The organism is Pseudoalteromonas sp., from assembly GCF_018402495.1.
In the GTDB taxonomy this organism is placed as follows: Bacteria; Pseudomonadota; Gammaproteobacteria; order Enterobacterales; family Alteromonadaceae; genus Pseudoalteromonas.
The window spans coordinates 73,811-89,463 of the sequence record NZ_JAGYIU010000003.1 but is presented as its reverse complement, the minus strand read 5'-3'; the positions used below and the strand labels follow the sequence as shown (position 1 = coordinate 89,463).

15 protein-coding genes and 3 pseudogenes are annotated in these 15,653 nt (G+C 41.1%); 8 read left to right on the top strand and 10 right to left on the bottom strand.

Annotation, left to right across the window (positions count from 1 at the left end):
• Nucleotide 1 precedes the first annotated feature (1 nt).
• The 4 genes and pseudogenes from KG708_RS10290 to tnpB all read right to left on the bottom strand — a co-directional run bounded on the left by KG708_RS10290 (nucleotide 2) and on the right by tnpB (nucleotide 2,689).
• Entirely contained in the window at nucleotides 2-352 is a 351-nt protein-coding gene (locus KG708_RS10290; RefSeq protein WP_213609524.1) for a hypothetical protein, read from the bottom strand.
• Nucleotides 353-737: 385 nt separating this feature from the next.
• Nucleotides 738-1,511, bottom strand: a complete 774-nt coding sequence (locus KG708_RS10285) for an IS66 family transposase (protein WP_366513601.1) — start codon at nucleotides 1,509-1,511, stop codon at nucleotides 738-740.
• Nucleotides 1,490-2,143: pseudogene (locus KG708_RS10280) on the bottom strand (transposase); the annotation flags it as partial. The pseudogene KG708_RS10280 and the gene KG708_RS10285, both read right to left, overlap by 22 nt.
• 180 nt (nucleotides 2,144-2,323) lie before the next feature.
• Nucleotides 2,324-2,689, bottom strand: coding sequence for an IS66 family insertion sequence element accessory protein TnpB (gene tnpB / locus KG708_RS10275; RefSeq protein ID WP_213609520.1), 366 nt, complete (start codon nucleotides 2,687-2,689; stop codon nucleotides 2,324-2,326).
• Nucleotides 2,690-2,731: 42 nt separating this feature from the next.
• On the opposite strand from tnpB, the gene KG708_RS10270 reads away from it, so the two are divergent.
• The 4 genes and pseudogenes from KG708_RS10270 (at nucleotide 2,732) to KG708_RS10255 (ending at nucleotide 5,915) form a co-directional block, all read left to right on the top strand.
• A complete protein-coding gene (locus tag KG708_RS10270; RefSeq protein ID WP_213609518.1) occupies nucleotides 2,732-2,875 on the top strand; it encodes a hypothetical protein in 144 nt (47 codons plus the stop codon).
• A 189-nt stretch (nucleotides 2,876-3,064) separates the two neighbouring features.
• Nucleotides 3,065-3,307, top strand: a pseudogene (locus tag KG708_RS10265) (DsbA family protein); the annotation flags it as partial.
• A gap of 152 nt (nucleotides 3,308-3,459) precedes the next feature.
• Nucleotides 3,460-3,901: pseudogene (locus KG708_RS10260) on the top strand (nucleoside deaminase).
• Nucleotides 3,902-4,505: 604 nt separating this feature from the next.
• A complete protein-coding gene (locus KG708_RS10255) occupies nucleotides 4,506-5,915 on the top strand; it encodes a TIGR00366 family protein (RefSeq protein WP_213609516.1) in 1,410 nt (469 codons plus the stop codon).
• A gap of 76 nt (nucleotides 5,916-5,991) precedes the next feature.
• Here KG708_RS10255 and ppiC read toward each other — a convergent pair whose 3' ends face one another.
• The 4 genes from ppiC to KG708_RS10235 form a co-directional block, all read right to left on the bottom strand.
• Nucleotides 5,992-6,270, bottom strand: coding sequence for a peptidylprolyl isomerase PpiC (gene ppiC, locus KG708_RS10250; protein ID WP_008464312.1), 279 nt, complete (start codon nucleotides 6,268-6,270; stop codon nucleotides 5,992-5,994).
• Between the two features lie 85 nt (nucleotides 6,271-6,355).
• On the bottom strand, nucleotides 6,356-6,775 hold the full coding sequence (locus tag KG708_RS10245) for a DCC1-like thiol-disulfide oxidoreductase family protein (protein ID WP_213609514.1): 420 nt from the start codon (nucleotides 6,773-6,775) through the stop codon (nucleotides 6,356-6,358).
• A 23-nt stretch (nucleotides 6,776-6,798) separates the two neighbouring features.
• Entirely contained in the window at nucleotides 6,799-7,323 is a 525-nt protein-coding gene (locus KG708_RS10240; protein WP_213609512.1) for a response regulator, read from the bottom strand.
• Nucleotides 7,320-8,558 carry an ATP-binding protein gene (locus KG708_RS10235; protein WP_213609510.1) on the bottom strand — a complete coding sequence of 413 codons (1,239 nt, stop codon included), beginning with the start codon at nucleotides 8,556-8,558 and terminating at the stop codon, nucleotides 7,320-7,322. The genes KG708_RS10240 and KG708_RS10235 overlap by 4 nt, the downstream gene beginning before the upstream one ends.
• 380 nt (nucleotides 8,559-8,938) lie before the next feature.
• Here KG708_RS10235 and KG708_RS10230 point away from each other — a divergent pair, with 380 nt between their 5' ends.
• Together KG708_RS10230 and KG708_RS10225 are read left to right on the top strand one after the other, a co-directional pair.
• The gene (locus tag KG708_RS10230; RefSeq protein WP_213609508.1) at nucleotides 8,939-10,018 is read left to right on the top strand and encodes a ketoacyl-ACP synthase III; all 1,080 of its coding nucleotides are present in this window, start codon (nucleotides 8,939-8,941) and stop codon (nucleotides 10,016-10,018) included.
• 72 nt (nucleotides 10,019-10,090) lie between these two features.
• Nucleotides 10,091-10,477, top strand: coding sequence for a VOC family protein (locus KG708_RS10225; RefSeq protein WP_213609506.1), 387 nt, complete (start codon nucleotides 10,091-10,093; stop codon nucleotides 10,475-10,477).
• Nucleotides 10,478-10,524: 47 nt separating this feature from the next.
• Here the strand turns inward: KG708_RS10225 and KG708_RS10220 are convergent, their stop codons facing one another.
• Nucleotides 10,525-11,886: a leucyl aminopeptidase family protein gene (locus KG708_RS10220; RefSeq protein WP_213609504.1), complete on the bottom strand. Its 1,362-nt coding sequence runs from the start codon at nucleotides 11,884-11,886 to the stop codon at nucleotides 10,525-10,527.
• Between the two features lie 83 nt (nucleotides 11,887-11,969).
• Nucleotides 11,970-12,392 (bottom strand): hypothetical protein, encoded by a 423-nt coding sequence (locus tag KG708_RS10215; RefSeq protein ID WP_213609502.1) that lies wholly within the window; start codon nucleotides 12,390-12,392, stop codon nucleotides 11,970-11,972.
• Between the two features lie 104 nt (nucleotides 12,393-12,496).
• On the opposite strand from KG708_RS10215, the gene KG708_RS10210 reads away from it, so the two are divergent.
• Nucleotides 12,497-12,655 (top strand): oxidoreductase-like domain-containing protein, encoded by a 159-nt coding sequence (locus KG708_RS10210; protein WP_213609500.1) that lies wholly within the window; start codon nucleotides 12,497-12,499, stop codon nucleotides 12,653-12,655.
• Between the two features lie 323 nt (nucleotides 12,656-12,978).
• Nucleotides 12,979-15,552: a TonB-dependent receptor gene (locus tag KG708_RS10205; RefSeq protein WP_213609498.1), complete on the top strand. Its 2,574-nt coding sequence runs from the start codon at nucleotides 12,979-12,981 to the stop codon at nucleotides 15,550-15,552.
• Nucleotides 15,553-15,653 lie beyond the last annotated feature (101 nt).

The following is a 15,653-nucleotide window of genomic DNA, read 5'->3' as shown; positions in this document are numbered from 1 at the left end:
ATTATTCAACAACTTTCACTTCAACTGATGCAATTTCACAAAGTGCTGATGTGTTATCAAAAGTCAGTACAACGGGAAGGTTTGCAGCAACAGCGGTTAATAGCATGGATTGCATATTACGATAATTAGCACTTCTTTGGTTTAAAGGTGCGCTATTTTCATAATCTAAGTTGCAAGATAGCGTAGCCCCAGTACCTTGGTGAAATTTAACCTTTACATCGTTGTTGTCAGCAACAACAGAAGAAAAAACAACATTTGAGATTCCCTCACAAGTATACTTATTACAACTAGCACTAGCTTGAGAGCTAAGAGTTAATAAGGATAGTGAAACCAACGTGTTTATAATTTTCATTTTTTAGCCTAGTTTTATGTTATTGGTTTGATAGAAAAGTTAAATTTGCGAGTTTAAATACACACCCACTTAATTAGGTACAAGATAATACACAAAAAAAACAGAAAGTTAACCTAATATTAATATTTTGAGTTTATTCAGAATGTAATGGGCACTGAAGACTTTATATGTGCGAAATGTAGTAACAAAGATATTTCTGTTAATCAAACAATTATGCGATAACCTATCCCTCAGTCATTTACGACACTACGTCTAGAAGATCCAATATAATGGTATATCTACATGATTAGGTATAGTTGCTCATAAATAAACAAGAAAACATTAGGTTTTTTATTACTATTTTACTGTAAGCGCTCAATACTCCGCATGCTTGACCGTTAGGCGATCATTGGCTCTTGTTAATATTCCACGGTAGCAGCGTTTCGATCTCATCCACTGTTTCAGCGTAGGGTAGCCTCGTCAGCAGGTCGTGGATATAGTGGTACGGCTCAAGGCCATTATGTTTGGCACTTTCGACAATGCTGTAACACACCGCGCTGGCATGGGCGCCTTGCGGGGTATCCGCAAACAGCCAGGCTTTGCGCCCAACCACGAACGGGCGAATAGCATTCTCAGCTAAGATATTGCTGATACGCAGTTCACCACAGGTGCAGTAAACCGTCAGCTTTTTCCACTGATTCAGCATGTAGTGAATGGCGATGCCGGTTAAACTGTCTTTGGGCACTTTGCTCACGTTGGTGTCGAGGAAGGCTTTTATTTCTTCCAATATCGGGATGCTGTTTTGTTGCCGATACGCTTTGATATGCTCACTCGTGAAGTCGGCTTGCTTCTCGCTTAGGTCTTTAATCTGGCGCTCAATGTTGTAGAGCTTTTTAATCAACGCGAGTGCCACGGCAGCCTTGTCGACTGTATTGGTTTGGTTAGTTTTTTTCTTGGGCGCAGCGTCGAGGGCATCTTTAAATTTACGCTGGACATGGTCCATACAACCCACGCTAATGAGCGTGTATTGTTCACACGCAGGGTTATACCCCGAATAACCATCGGTTTGCAGATACCCTTTAAAACCATCGAGTAAGGTCGTGGCACCTGCCCGCTGCGCGACGGGTCGTAGTGATACAACACGCTTTGCTGCCCAGGTAAACCACCCAAAGAAACCCACATGTATTTCTTGGACGTCGCGGCCTTGCCGGGCTCTTTCAATACCTGCAGTGGAGTTTCATCCATCGCAATCACGTTGCCTTCATGTTGCTTGTCCCACATCAAGTTGATGATGGGCTGGAGCACGTGGGCCGACTTAATCACGTAATTGCCCAAGGTGGCACGGGAGATGTTGCCGCCATAGCGGCTCAGCTGTTTTTCAATCCGATACAGCGGTAAACCAATACTGCCCATGGCGCCTTTAATCAGGTGCTTGGGCAGTGCTGCCGCCACCATTTTATCGCTATCGGCTTCTTCTGCAAGCACCGCTTTTTCTTGCATGTATTCCAACACGCGAATTTTGGCTGGGACGATGTCTAATTCTTCTTTTACCTTGGCGAAGAAGGTGCTTTTAGCGCCCATTCTTTCTTCATCCGTTAGGTAGAGAAAGATTTGTTCACGCGGTAAATCGGCAGCAAACGGTTTGCGGCCACGCGGCGCAGATTTTTTAGTGTGAGTAGTAAGCTTATCGTCTTGCTCATGGGCAATCACATCAGGATCAGTGACCAACTCAGCTTCATCAAACAGCAAGAACTGCCCTTGGCCGATTTTTTCACTGCTGGGCATAAAGCGTTTGATTTTAAGGTGTCGCACCACTTCTTCTAAGATTTTGATGCGCTCAGACTGGCTTTAAATACATCGTTCTTGCTCGGCTAACTGAGCACGAAGCAACTCAATTTCAGTCAGATTTTTAGAAGAGGAAGTCACGATACTAATAGCCTTTAACGCCTTATTTTAATTGGGCTTATTGTATCAAAAAGGTTGTTTGAGTCGCTAAAAAACCGACTCAAATTGCAATTTTTTATGCGGTTTTATCAGGTTGATATCATAGCCATCGAGCAACCAATTGAGCTGCTGATCGGTTAAGGTGACCAGCTCATCAGGACGCTTGGGCCACTTAAATTTGTCTTCGGCAAGGGCTTTGTAATAGAGCACAAAACCATTATCTTCCCAGAACACGCATTTGATTTTATTGCGCTGCTTATTGGTAAACGCATAAAGCTCACCACTGAAAGGATTATGGCCTAATTCTGCTTCAATTAAGGTGCTAAGGCCGCGATGAGACTTGCGAAAATCAATCGGGTCGCAATACAAATACACCCGCGGTAAATGGATAGCAGGTCGCAGTGTTGGTTGCATTAGCGCAGGTACTCCAACAATTGCGCCGCCACTGACGCGTTCATGGCATCAATGCCGCCAAGGACGATGCCATTGGGCAAGCTAATGGAAAGTGATGATGGTGGCTCAGGCATCACCGCCACTGCAAAACGTGAAGGTTTAACCGATTTGGGGTTGCTGGTTTTGATTTACTTGCGTTTCCAATAGCTGAATTGACTCTGATCAAGCTCATGTTGGCGACAATACTGCGCTTGCGAGCCGCCGGACTGTTACCAAGCATCGATATGCTGCTGCCAATGTTGAGAATGTGACATATTGAACCTCGTAAACTAATGACTAACGTCATTATCAAGGCTCAGTTTAAATTTGGAATAACGCGGAGAATTGAGCGCTTACGATGCATTACTTGAAGTGGTAGAAAAAGTCGGCCTTAACAAAAACACAGCCCGAGAAATTTTACACTCAGACAAATACGTACAAGCGGTCCGCCAAGAGCAAAATAACGTTAAGCAAATGGGTATTACTTCAGTGCCTACTTTTATTATAAATGATAAGTACGCGCTTACCGGTGGGCAGCCGAGTGAGTCATTTATTCAAGCGCTTAAGCAAATAAGTGAAGAAGAGGAAAATACGCAATAAGTTTAAAAGCATGTTTGTTGTGAGGATTCTATACAGCGATATTCTTGCTTAAAATGACGCACGTAGCTACATACAAAAATATTAAATATATCGGTCAATCTGTATTTTTTTGCCATACTCAATCTTAATAAGACAACTAAAAAGGCAATATGATGGCGGATATATTTATGCAAGCGGCGATAGCACAAGCAAAAAAAAAGCGCTGCACAGGGCGGTATTCCAATTGGCTCTGTGCTTATCATTGAAAATGAAATTGTAAGTGCAGGTCATAACCAACGGCTGCAAAAAGGCAGTTGTATATTGCATGCAGAAATGGATTGCCTTGAAAATGCGGGGCGTTTAAGTGCAGCAGATTATAAACGTGCAACTTTGTATTCTACATTATCACCGTGCGATATGTGCAGCGGTACGGTTTTACTCTATGGCATTAATAAAGTAGTGATCGGAGAAAGTCAGACTTTTCAGGGGCCACAAGCATATTTACAAAGTAGAGGAGTGACGATTGAAGATCAGCATAACACTCAATGCATGGACTTAATGCAGCAGTTTATTGCACGCCACCCTGATTTATGGTTTGAAGATATTGGTAAATAAACTATTTGTTGATTAGGATAAAGCAGAAAGGTTTGAAAATTTTAAACACGAATTAAATTCTTCACACTTCATGTAATCATCTATTGGATAATCCAGTAACATCTTCACTAGCTGCAGTGTAAAGAGTGTTTAAGAATAGGCATTCGCAGTGCTGGAATTTGTTGCGCATAGCCGCTCAAGCGAGCATGTTTTACCCCCGTTCCAAACACAACCCCCCCTATTTTCCAGTAGGCCTTTATTGATTGATGGCGGCTCAGCATTACTTTTTAATAAATTGACCCATCATGGATTTTCAATTCCGCTTATTGATGAATTTTCAGCCTAAAAATAAGCTATTTATAGCTACTTTTTACAATTATTTACAGATACATAGTTAAATTTTGTATGTGGTGTAAATCCCATGGTATTCTTATGTAAAAATTAAGTATGTATGCCTATCTGCTAAAATAGAGGGTTTATTTTAACGGTAAAACCTTGTTCTAAAACTAGGCAAATTTTTGGTAGCGATTTACCCTAAATTAAAAATTTAACAGAGTTATAGAAAGTTAAGTTCGTTTAACTATTTATGCAGCTAAGTATTATTACGTATTAACTTGGAGAAGTTATGAGTACCAGGTTCAAAGTTCCACACACTTTGATTTTACTATTGGGTATGATGGTTACAGCATTAATTGCAACGTGGCTAGTACCTCAAGGCTTTTTTAATACAGCCTTATCTGAATCAGGCCGAGAAATGGTGATTGCAGGTACGTATCAAACCGTTGCCGAGCGCCACTATCTTACCCCATGGGATTTACTAACAGCAATTCCACGTGCATTTGCTGCAGCGCAAGATGTTATATTTTTTGTATTAATTGTGGGCGGTGTACTGGCTATTGCAAGGGCAACCGGCACAGTTGATGCACTGATTGGCCGTTTACTTGAACGCCATGGCGACAAACCGCAACGACTCATATTTATGGTTGTATTTTGTTTTGCTTTAGCTTCAAGTAGTATAGGAACTGCGGGCGAATATATCCCTTTTGTACTCATACTTGTTGCTCTATGTAAGGCTATGCGCCTTGATGCTATGACTGCGGTTGGTATGATTGTTGCGGGTTATGGCATTGGTTATGGCGTGTCGGCATTTAATCCATTTACGGTATTAATTGCTCAGCAAATAGCGGAAGTACCTGTTTATTCTGGGTTGTGGCTTCGTTTAGCTATTTTTGTTCCTTTTGTTTTAATTGGTTTTCATCATGTTTGGCAATACACGCAAAAAGTTGCTAAAGATCCAAGCAAATCGATGATGCTTGATGTGCCCTGCCCATTAGCAAACCAAGCCCCTGCAAACTATCCTGCCCTTGCCACTCGTCATAAAGCAATCCTTGGTAGCTTTATTGTTACACTCGCTATTGCTGTTTGGGGTATTGCGACTAAAGGATGGTACTTATATGAACTAGGCGGTGTATTTATTGCTTGGGGCGCAGTTGTTGCTGTACTTGGTCGTCTATCAGCAGATGAAACTGCTAATCGTTTTATTGAGGGTGTTTCTGACTTAGTAACCACCGCCATTTTAATTGGTGTTGCCCGTGGTATTGCTCTAATTTTAGAAGATGGACAGATTTTACATAGCTTAGTACATGGTATGTCTTTGCCACTATCCTATGTAAGCGCTGAAATTTCAGCGATTGGTATGCTTGTTATTCAAACATTATTAAATACCTTTATTCCCTCAGGTTCAGGTCAAGCGTATGTCACTATGCCATTAATGGCACCATTAGGTGATTTAGTGGGTGTACCTCGACAAGTTGCCGTACTTGCATATCAATTTGGTGATGGTTTTTCAAATATGATCATCCCAACAAATGCCGTATTAATGGGAATTTTAGGTATGGCGGGTGTACCTTATGGTCACTGGTTCCGTTTTTGTTTACCGCTGTTAATTAAATTAATGGTTGCAGCATCCATCGTATTAGTACTGGCAGTGATGTTTGGCTATGGCTTAGATGTTCAACCAACCGCAGTGAGTTAGCTTAAAAATAAAGGCTCAAAACCAAAAAACCACCTTTTAAAAGGTGGTTTTTTACTACGGTATTTAAATGTATCACTTAAGTGCGATACAGCACTTTTATTACATGCCAACCAAACTTTGTTTTTACTAAATGCGGCTCTAAAATTGCACCACTAAAAGCGACTTTATCAAACTGCGGAACCATTTGACCACGTCTAAACTCACCTAAGTCGCCGCCTTTTTTACCCGATGGGCATGACGAATACTTTTTAGCTAAAGTTTGAAACTTTGCACCTTTACCCAATTGCTTAATGATGTCTTCTGCAATTTCTTTATGCTTTACTAAAATATGCAGTGCGTGCGCCGTATTTGCCATGGAAAAAGCCCTTAAAACCTATTTATTAGTGATTAAACGCCGCGATTTTAGCACAGCCAATATATTCAGGCATCTATTAAAGCACTTATAAATAGTGGGCATGGTCTTGCTGTGAAGGGAGTCTGCAATAGTGATATTTACCAAATAAGGTATATCGATTTGATGCAATTTTATCATAAAGCCAATTGTTAAAACGATTTGGCAACACACTGAATATACAAATCATTTTCCACGGATAGCCTAGCTGTTTAATCACCTCGAAAAATGCATGGCTTTGTATAAATGCTTGAGCGTTTTCAATGTAAACCATAGAGGCAAAATCAGTTGTCGAATAGCCAAAGTGCATTAATATTTGCTGTCCTTTTGGCGATTGTACACTGCACAGTTTAAACATGGCCTGAGGGTCGTGAGTAATAATAAAATTACACCACGCACTACAAAGCTTGCACTGGGCGTCGAACAGTATAATTTTTTGGCTTTTTATTAGCACGGCGACATTAGTCATTAATTGCTTCCTCAAGCGGGGGCTTATTGCGACACTGGTTTTTTTTGTAGCTTGCGCTGCAAAGTGCGTCTATGCATATTAAGCTGCCTTGCGGTCATTGATACATTACCGTTGTTACTGTGTAATACATGTTGAATATGCTCCCACTCTAAACGCTCGGGTGACATAACCTCTTCAGGAATTTCGGTTACTGTCAATACCGGCTCTACTTTTAGCGCTTTTAATAAGCTTGCCATATCAACTGGCTTGGTCAAGTAGTCATTCGCACCTAAGCGCATCGCCTCTACAGCTGTAGCTATACTTGCAAAACCAGTAAGCAATACAATATGTGCACTGGGTAATAAATTTCGCAGCGGTGCGATCAGAGCCAGTCCATTCTCATCAGCTAACTTCATATCTAGTAAAATACAATCAGGTTGCTGCTGGCGTGCCCTAAGTAAAGCCTCTGTTTGGTTATGTGTCACTTCACAGTTGAAGCTGTGTTTTGTTAAGCGCCTGGCCAAAGTGGTAGCAAGGTTAATGTCATCTTCAATAATTAACAGCTTCATAATGCCGGCCCAGTTATTAATAGTGGCATTTGTATCTTGGCCACCGCCCCCCCATTGGGGTGATTATAAACAGTTAACGAGCCATTTAAACGCTCAAACGTGACATTTGATAGCATAACCGCTATTCCCATGCCTTGCTCGCTCGGCATGAGCTGCCCGCCTAACTCTGCTAATTGCGAGGGTGAAAAACCAGCGCCAAAGTCCCGAATAACTAAAGCAATACTTTGCGCATCTGGCTGCTGCCAACTTAACTCTAACTGCATTTGAGCATTTTTTTCGTTAGCAATAGCGGCATTTTGCAATAAGTTTAAAACAGCCGGTAACAGCATGGCATCACTTTTCAATTTAGCTGCGGGGGCATTATTAAGCCACTTTATTTGTTGATTAGGGTACTGCAGTAGTAACGCATCATTAATTTGATTTTGTAACTGCTCGGCTTCAATCGGTGTTCGAGTGTTTTTATCTCTAAGCTGCGATGACAACTTTCTAAAGTCATCTAGCTGAACGCGACACTGCAACAAAGGCGTTTGCATTTGTTGAATAATCTCATTATTAGGGTGCTCCTCTAAAAGCTCTTCAAACAATAATTGTAAATTAGCAATAGGCGTTGCCAATTGATGGGTAATTTGCGCAGCAGCGCCATCAAGTGTTAGCAATTGCTCAGCGCGTAACTGTTTTTCCCTAACCTGAGCAATGGTGCGTTCACGTTGTTGTAAAGCACGGCTCATAGTACCTATCACCAAAGCAATCACGCATGCACTGATAACAAAATTAACCCACATACCAATAAAATGACCACTCATATTCATTTGGTGCATGTTATGTTCTGGCATTTTAATGAGTAACAAACTGTAGGCGGCAATAGCCAACACAGCAATATAAGCAAGCCCTCGAGCGCTTAACGTAACCGCTGCTATCATAATAGGTAATAACAACAACGACACAAACGCATTAGTTGCACCGCCACTTAAAGACAACAAAATAGTTAAAAAAAGTACGTCAGCGGTCAGTTGCATCAGCATGCCAACAGGCTTTGCTTGGCTAACATTTCTATAAGCAAAGATACTTGCTAACTGAAAAACCGCCTCAAGCGTAATAACGGCTAGCAACGGCATGAGCGCAATTTGATGCTCTAATAAGAAATAAACGCTTAACACCGCAATAAGCTGCACTGCAATGGCGCCACTGCGCAGCATTAATAACCGGCTAATAGCAGGATCGGTTTTAATTAACACAATAAGGTTCACCTGACTGTATATACATTGCTTTGTTATCCATTATAAATAATGCTTTTTATAGTAATGATTCCATAATATGCGCCTCATATTAGCTGCTCGCTCAGCCGCACTCAAGCATATATGGCCAACAAAGTATTTGTATTCTAATAAGTGTAGAAGGCCTGTGAGCTATCGTGTAAAACACACACAATCATTAAAAGCATTTAATTTACACAATAAAAACAAGCCACTTACCTTTATACAAAAATGCAGCAAATAGTCCGAAAAATAACAGTAATTACTAAGCAAACCATGCTATAAACTAGTGTTAACAGCTAATTTTTGATATAACGTCCTCATTAGACGAACACGTCATACCACTTTTAAGAGAACACACTATGCCTTACGCACATATCACTGGTTGGGGTAAATGCATTCCACCAGCAAGCATCAGCAACGACGAAATAAGTGAAATTGTAGATACAACCGATGAGTGGATCACCACACGCACAGGTATCAAGGCACGAAGAGTTAGCCATGTAAGTACTGCTGAACTTGCCAGCGTGGCTGCAAAACATGCCATTTCTTGTGCTGGCGTAGATGCAAAAGATATCGATTTAGTTATTTTAGCAACCTGTACACCATCTACCGTGGTAGCTAATACTGCGTCATTAGTACAAAAAAACATTGGCGCCACAGGTGCTGCAGCCATGGACACTAATGCAGCGTGCTCTGGGTTTTTATACGCTTTACAAGCGGCCACTGCGCAAATTCAAGCCGGTATGATCAAAAAAGCCGTGGTTATCGCTGCAGAGCGCATGACGTGGTATGTAAACTGGGCACGACGCGACAGCGCGGTATTATTTGGTGATGGCGCAGGTGCGGTTGTCCTTGAAGCCGCTGAAACACCAGCGGGCTTATTAGGTACTAAAACCGGCTGTGACAGCGAAGATCGCGATATTCTTCATATTACTAACTTTGGTAGTAATTTAAATAAATATGAACCAATTGGCCCATCTGATCTTTTATTTGAAGGGCGTGAAATATTTAAACGTGCCGTTAAGGGCATGAGTGAAGCCTGTGACGATGTACTTGAACAAGCTAACCTTAAGCTCGATGATATTGATGTGCTAGTGCCACACCAAGCTAACTTGCGTATTATTCAAGCTATTCAAAGTCGTTTAAAAGTAAATGATGAAAAAGTAATGGTTAATATTGGAGAGTACGGCAATACATCTGCAGCTACTATTGCTATTGCATTATGTGAAGCAGTAGAGCAAGGTTTAATTAAACCGCATGCAAACATTATGTCGGCTGCATTTGGTGCAGGCCTTACTTGGGCGGCCAGCTATATAAAATGGGGTGAGCGAGTAACACCTATTGCAGTTAGCGATGCAACACTTCCACCGTGTGATAAAACCGGTTTAGAGCTTGTTGCACCCGCTGTAAAAGCGTGTAAAGACGCAGAGCCTAGCTAAATAAAAACAAATCAAATCGATAACGAAAGCGCACAGTCTAAAGTGCGCTTTTTCTTTTCTAAGGACACTTTTATGCAGTTACTGGGTATTCACCATGTAGCTATTATTTGTAGCAACTACTCACGCTCTAAACATTTTTATAGTGAAATATTAAAACTCACGATTATTAATGAGCATTATCGTGCACAGCGTCAGTCTTACAAACTCGATTTAGCTTTACCTGATGGCAGTCAGTTAGAATTGTTTTCGTTTAATGATGCGCCAAGTAGACCAAGCTACCCCGAAGCACAAGGACTTAGACATTTAGCATTTAAAGTTAAGAGTGTAGAAAACAGTAAAACGTACTTAGAATCGCATGGAATCGATGTAGAAGAAATAAGAATCGATGAAATAACCGGCAAAAAATTCACCTTTTTTGCCGATCCAGATGACTTACCCCTTGAGTTATATGCACTTTAACATCAGATAACTCAAGGTATATTTAATTTAGTTAACCCAAGTTCAGGTTAGTTAAATCGATTTTGTAGGTAAGTAAATACTGCACGAATACCCAGTGCTTCACCACCGGCTGGACGCCCTGGTAATGCACGTAAATTCCATGCCATTACATCAAAGTGAACCCACGGTGTCGTTGGCTCTATAAACTCTTTCAAATAAAGCGCAGCGGTTATTGCGCCACCAAATGGCGTACTTGCACAGTTAGCCATATCAGCCACATCGCTTTTCAAAAATGGTTTGTATTGTTCGAACAACGGCAATTGCCAAACAGGGTCGTTAACTTGCATCCCCGAATCCATAATAGCATTTGCTACAGCGCGATCCGTTGAGAAAAATCCCGGTAACTCCGTACCTAACGCAATACGGCACGCACCGGTTAATGTAGCAAAATCAATAATTAATTCAGGATCATCGTTTTGTGCTTCGCTTAAAGCATCACACAGCACTAGTCGCCCTTCCGCATCGGTATTGTCTATTTCGACCATAATACCTTTACGGGTTTTTACTACATCGCCAGGGCGAAATGCATTGCGTGATACTGCATTTTCAACCGCAGGCACTAACACACGCAATCTTACTGGTAAATTAGCAGCCATAATAAGTTGTGCAAGGGCAATAACATGCGCAGCACCGCCCATGTCTTTTTTCATGTTCCGCATACCAGAGCTGGGTTTTAAATCAAGTCCGCCAGAGTCAAAACACACACCTTTACCAACTAACGTAATTTGTGGCGCATCAACCGCTCCCCACTTTAAATCGAGTAATCGTGGTTTATTTTCACTAGCACGCCCTACCATATGAATAGTCGGGTAGTTTTGCTCTAATAACTCATCACCTACCCACTGCGTAAATTCACCGTCGAATGTATCTGCTAAATCACTCATGACTTGTGATAAATGCTGCGGCATCATATCGGCAGCTGGGGTGTTAACTAAATCGCGTGCTAAATTAATGGCGTCCGCTTGTTGTTTTACTTGTTCATATAATGTTTTATCAGCAATACCAAGCTGCGCCTTCGCTGTGGCTTTTTGTTTGTATTCACTAAACTCATAGCCCCCTAACACAAACCCTAAAGCAAGTTGAGTAGTTAAAAGCTCATCACCCTGAATTTGATAACAACCCGCAGGTAGTTTATTGGCAAGCTCACCCGCAGCCCAAAAATCATCGGCGCTTTGCATAATACAAAACACCTGACTTAGTTCACCCGTTTCTGGGTTTGGCACTAGTGCGAGCCCTGATTTTTCAAAATCTGTGTTTGCTAGCCAGCGCTGTATAAAATTCGGCTGCTGCGTAAGCCAATCGGATAGTTCATTTTTAACCACAAATGACAGAGGAGTTCCTGAAGAGGTATGACAAAGTAAAGCACTCATTAAATGACTCACATATTAGAAAATGATGCCCTAGCATAACAATAAGCACCATTAAAAGGTATAGTAAATTCAATGCCTATACATTACTTTTTTACGGACGGCGTAGAGTCTTGTTTTTGGTCTTGCTGAGTTATTTCTGCATCAATTTCTTTAATCGGCTTATTCATACTAAACGAACTAGGTAGTACATCAACACCAACTAATTGACCCAACTTTACAACCAAGGGGATAGTTAACGGAGCAAATGGCAATAAAGCAAAAATGCCTAACCCTAATCCCTTTAAAATATCAACAAACTGCTCATTAGCACGTTTTAGTTCTGCCTTATTTGTTTGTCCTTGCGTGTAACGCCGGTAGGTTTGCAGCATTTCTTTGGTTTCTTGCTTTTCTTGAGCAAGCGCAATTTTAAGCGCAACCATAGCGCGACGAAAACGAATTTGCTGCCGCTTTTTACTTATTTTAGCAACCCGCCAGGGTGCACGATGGATAACTTTATATAATCGCATAGTCTATATTCTCACACAGCACTGTTAGTTCACAAAGAATAATTTACACGCTTTATTCAATCATTTATTCTTAGTGTCCTTTTTCCTCAGCTTTCAACTAAAAAATGCAAAAAGACAGAGCAAGCACTAAACCCGAAAGACCAAAATCTGATGAGTGTTGCGGCGGCGGTAGTTGCTGTCCATGTGTGTGGGATGAATACAAAGAAAAGCTTGCACAGTGGAAAAAACATCATGGTGAAAATATCAATAGTAAATCAATTTAATTCAATAATAGAAAGTAGCTAAAATAGCTTATTTAGTTAATAATTCTGTATCAAAGCCTGCTTTTACTCCCTTCCCCTGCCCTACCCATGGTTAACTCCGGGTTATTTTTAGATAAATAATTTGTTAAGTAATGGTTAATTACCCATTGCCCTCCTTAGTTTTTTTATCTATAGTCTATTTCGAGGACTCACAGGAGGTGCGCTTAGTTTATTAAGCTTTTAGGAGTGAGTTAGCAATATCTGCTCCCCATTGAATGTGAACCGTCCACAATAAAAGTCATTAAATAGACTATACAAATCAATTCTAACTGGGGATATTTAGAATGAAATTAAAAAGCAATGCGCTTCAACAGGCCATCAAATTTGCTCTAGCAACAACAGCCGCAGGCTTGTTTGTTTCTGGTTCAGCAATTGCTCAAGAAGAGCAAACCGAAGTTAAAGTTAACAAAAATGTAGAAAAAATTGCCGTAGTCGGTACGCGCTCTGCGCCTCGTTCTATTGGAGACTCTCCTGTACCTATCGATATTATTGGTGGTGAAGAGCTAAGTAAATCAGGTAACACTGATATGCTAGAGCTTTTAAAAGGGGCTATTCCTTCTTTAAACGTACACTCAATGCCAATCAGTGATGCTGCTTCATTAGTGCGCCCTGCAAACTTACGCGGACTACCTTCAGATAGCACACTAATTTTACTTAACGGTAAACGTCGTCACCGCGCCTCAGTTATTGCCTTTCTAGGTGGTGGTATTAACGATGGTGCGCAAGGTTCTGATATTTCAGTTATTCCAAGTATTGCACTTAAACAAGTAGAAGTACTTCGTGATGGTGCCGCTGCACAATATGGTTCTGATGCAATTGCTGGAGTTTTAAACTTTCAACTTAAAGACGCCTCTGAAGGCGGATCGTTCGAAGTTCGTAAAGGCCGATATTACGAAGGTGACGGTGATACAACGCAAATTTCAGGTAACGTGGGACTCCCCTTTACTGATGATGGTTTCGCTAATTTAAGCTTTCAGTACAAAACAGCCGATGCAACCAGCCGCTCAGTGCAACGCTACGATGCTGCACAGCTTATCAAAGCTGGTGTGCCAGACATACCTGCCATCACTCAAGTTTGGGGGGCACCAGAGGTAGATGACGATATATCAATTTTTGGTAATGTTGGTTTAGAGCTGACTAACGACTCACAATTTTATATGTTTGGTAACTACTCTGAGCGTGATGTACGTGGTGGTTTTTATTATCGTAATCCGCACACACGACCTGGTGTTTACTCAAACGATGGCGGCAACACATTGCTTGTAGGTGATTTGACAGGCGATATGAGCGGTAATTGCCCTACTAATATTGCAATTACTGACAATGTATTAGAAAGCCCTGACTATATAAATGGGGTTGCAAATAACCCTGATTGTTTCGCATTTAACGAAATGCTTCCGGGAGGTTTTACACCAAACTTTGGTGGTAATATTACAGATACGTCACTTACTATCGGTACTAAAGGTGAGTTTACTGGCGGCTTTTTAGAAGGCGCTTATTATGATCTAAGTGGTACTGTAGGTTACAACGAATCTCGCTACTTTATATACGACACAATCAATGCTTCACTGGGTCCAGATAGCCCGCGTGATTTTAGCCCAGGTAAATATGAACAATTAGAGAAAAACTTTAATTTTGATATTTCAAAGGGTTTTGACTTTGATTTAGCTTACGATGTAAACATTGCCGGTGGTTTAGAATGGCATGAAGAAACCTTTACCGTAGTAGCAGGCGATGAAGCTTCATTTATTGCCGGCCCGCTGACGGATCAAGGCTTTGGTATAGGTTCTAACGGTTTCCCTGGATTTAAACCATCAGATGCAGGTGAATACACACGTCGTAACTACGCAGCTTACATTGATATTGAAGCGCCATTTACTGAAGAGTTCTTAATGGGTTTAGCGCTTCGCTACGAGGATTACGATACCTTTGGCTCAACCACTAACTACAAGTTAATGGGTCAATACCACTTAACTGAAGATCTAAATATTCGTGGCTCTATCAGCACCGGTTTCCGTGCGCCTACCGTAGGCCAAGCGAATGTTAGTAACGTTCAAACAAACTTAAGCAGTGGTGTACTAGTAGATTCAGCCTTGTTACCACCTACAAACCCAATTGCTGTGCAATTAGGTGGTACTGAACTTGAGCCAGAAGAGTCGCAAAGCTATACCTTTGGCGCGGTATACACTATTGGCGATTTATTTTTAACGGTTGATTACTACAATATCCAAGTAGATGATCGTATTAGCCAATCAGATAAAATCGAACTTGACCAAGCAGACAAAGACACGCTTGAAGCGGCTGGTGTACCTAACGTACAAAACTTAGCGCAAGTGAGTTTCTTTACCAATGACTTTGACACCACTACTCAAGGTGTCGACTTAGTTGCTAACTACTCAGCTGAATTGTTCAGTGGTAGCTCTACATTTAGCTTAGCGTACAACTGGAATGAAACAGAAGTAACACGCTCAAGTAACATCACCGGTGTATTTAAAGTAAGCCGTCTTGAAAATGACTTACCTAATCACCGTGCAACATTGAGCTGGGCACAACAATGGGAAAGCTTTTCAGCATTTTCTCGCCTTAACTACTTTGGTGAGTACCAAGGCGTTCATGTAGATTATGATGATACCGCTAAAACAGCTGATGCAGCCATTACCTTAGATGTTGAAGTAACTTACTTTATGAATGACTCTATTAGCTTCTCATTAGGTGCACAAAACTTACTGGATCAAGAAGCAGAAAAACTTGATTTCACAGTGGCACCAAATAACAACTGGGGTGGTAAGTACTACGAAACATCTCCATACGGAATTAATGGTGGCTTTTACTACGCTAAAGCAACCTATACTTTCTAACATGTGTTAATGATAATCAAAGGCGAAATGTGTAATGCATTTCGCCTTTTTATTGCCCTTTATAAACCCATTTAAAATGACTTTTACACTCGCATTTTTTG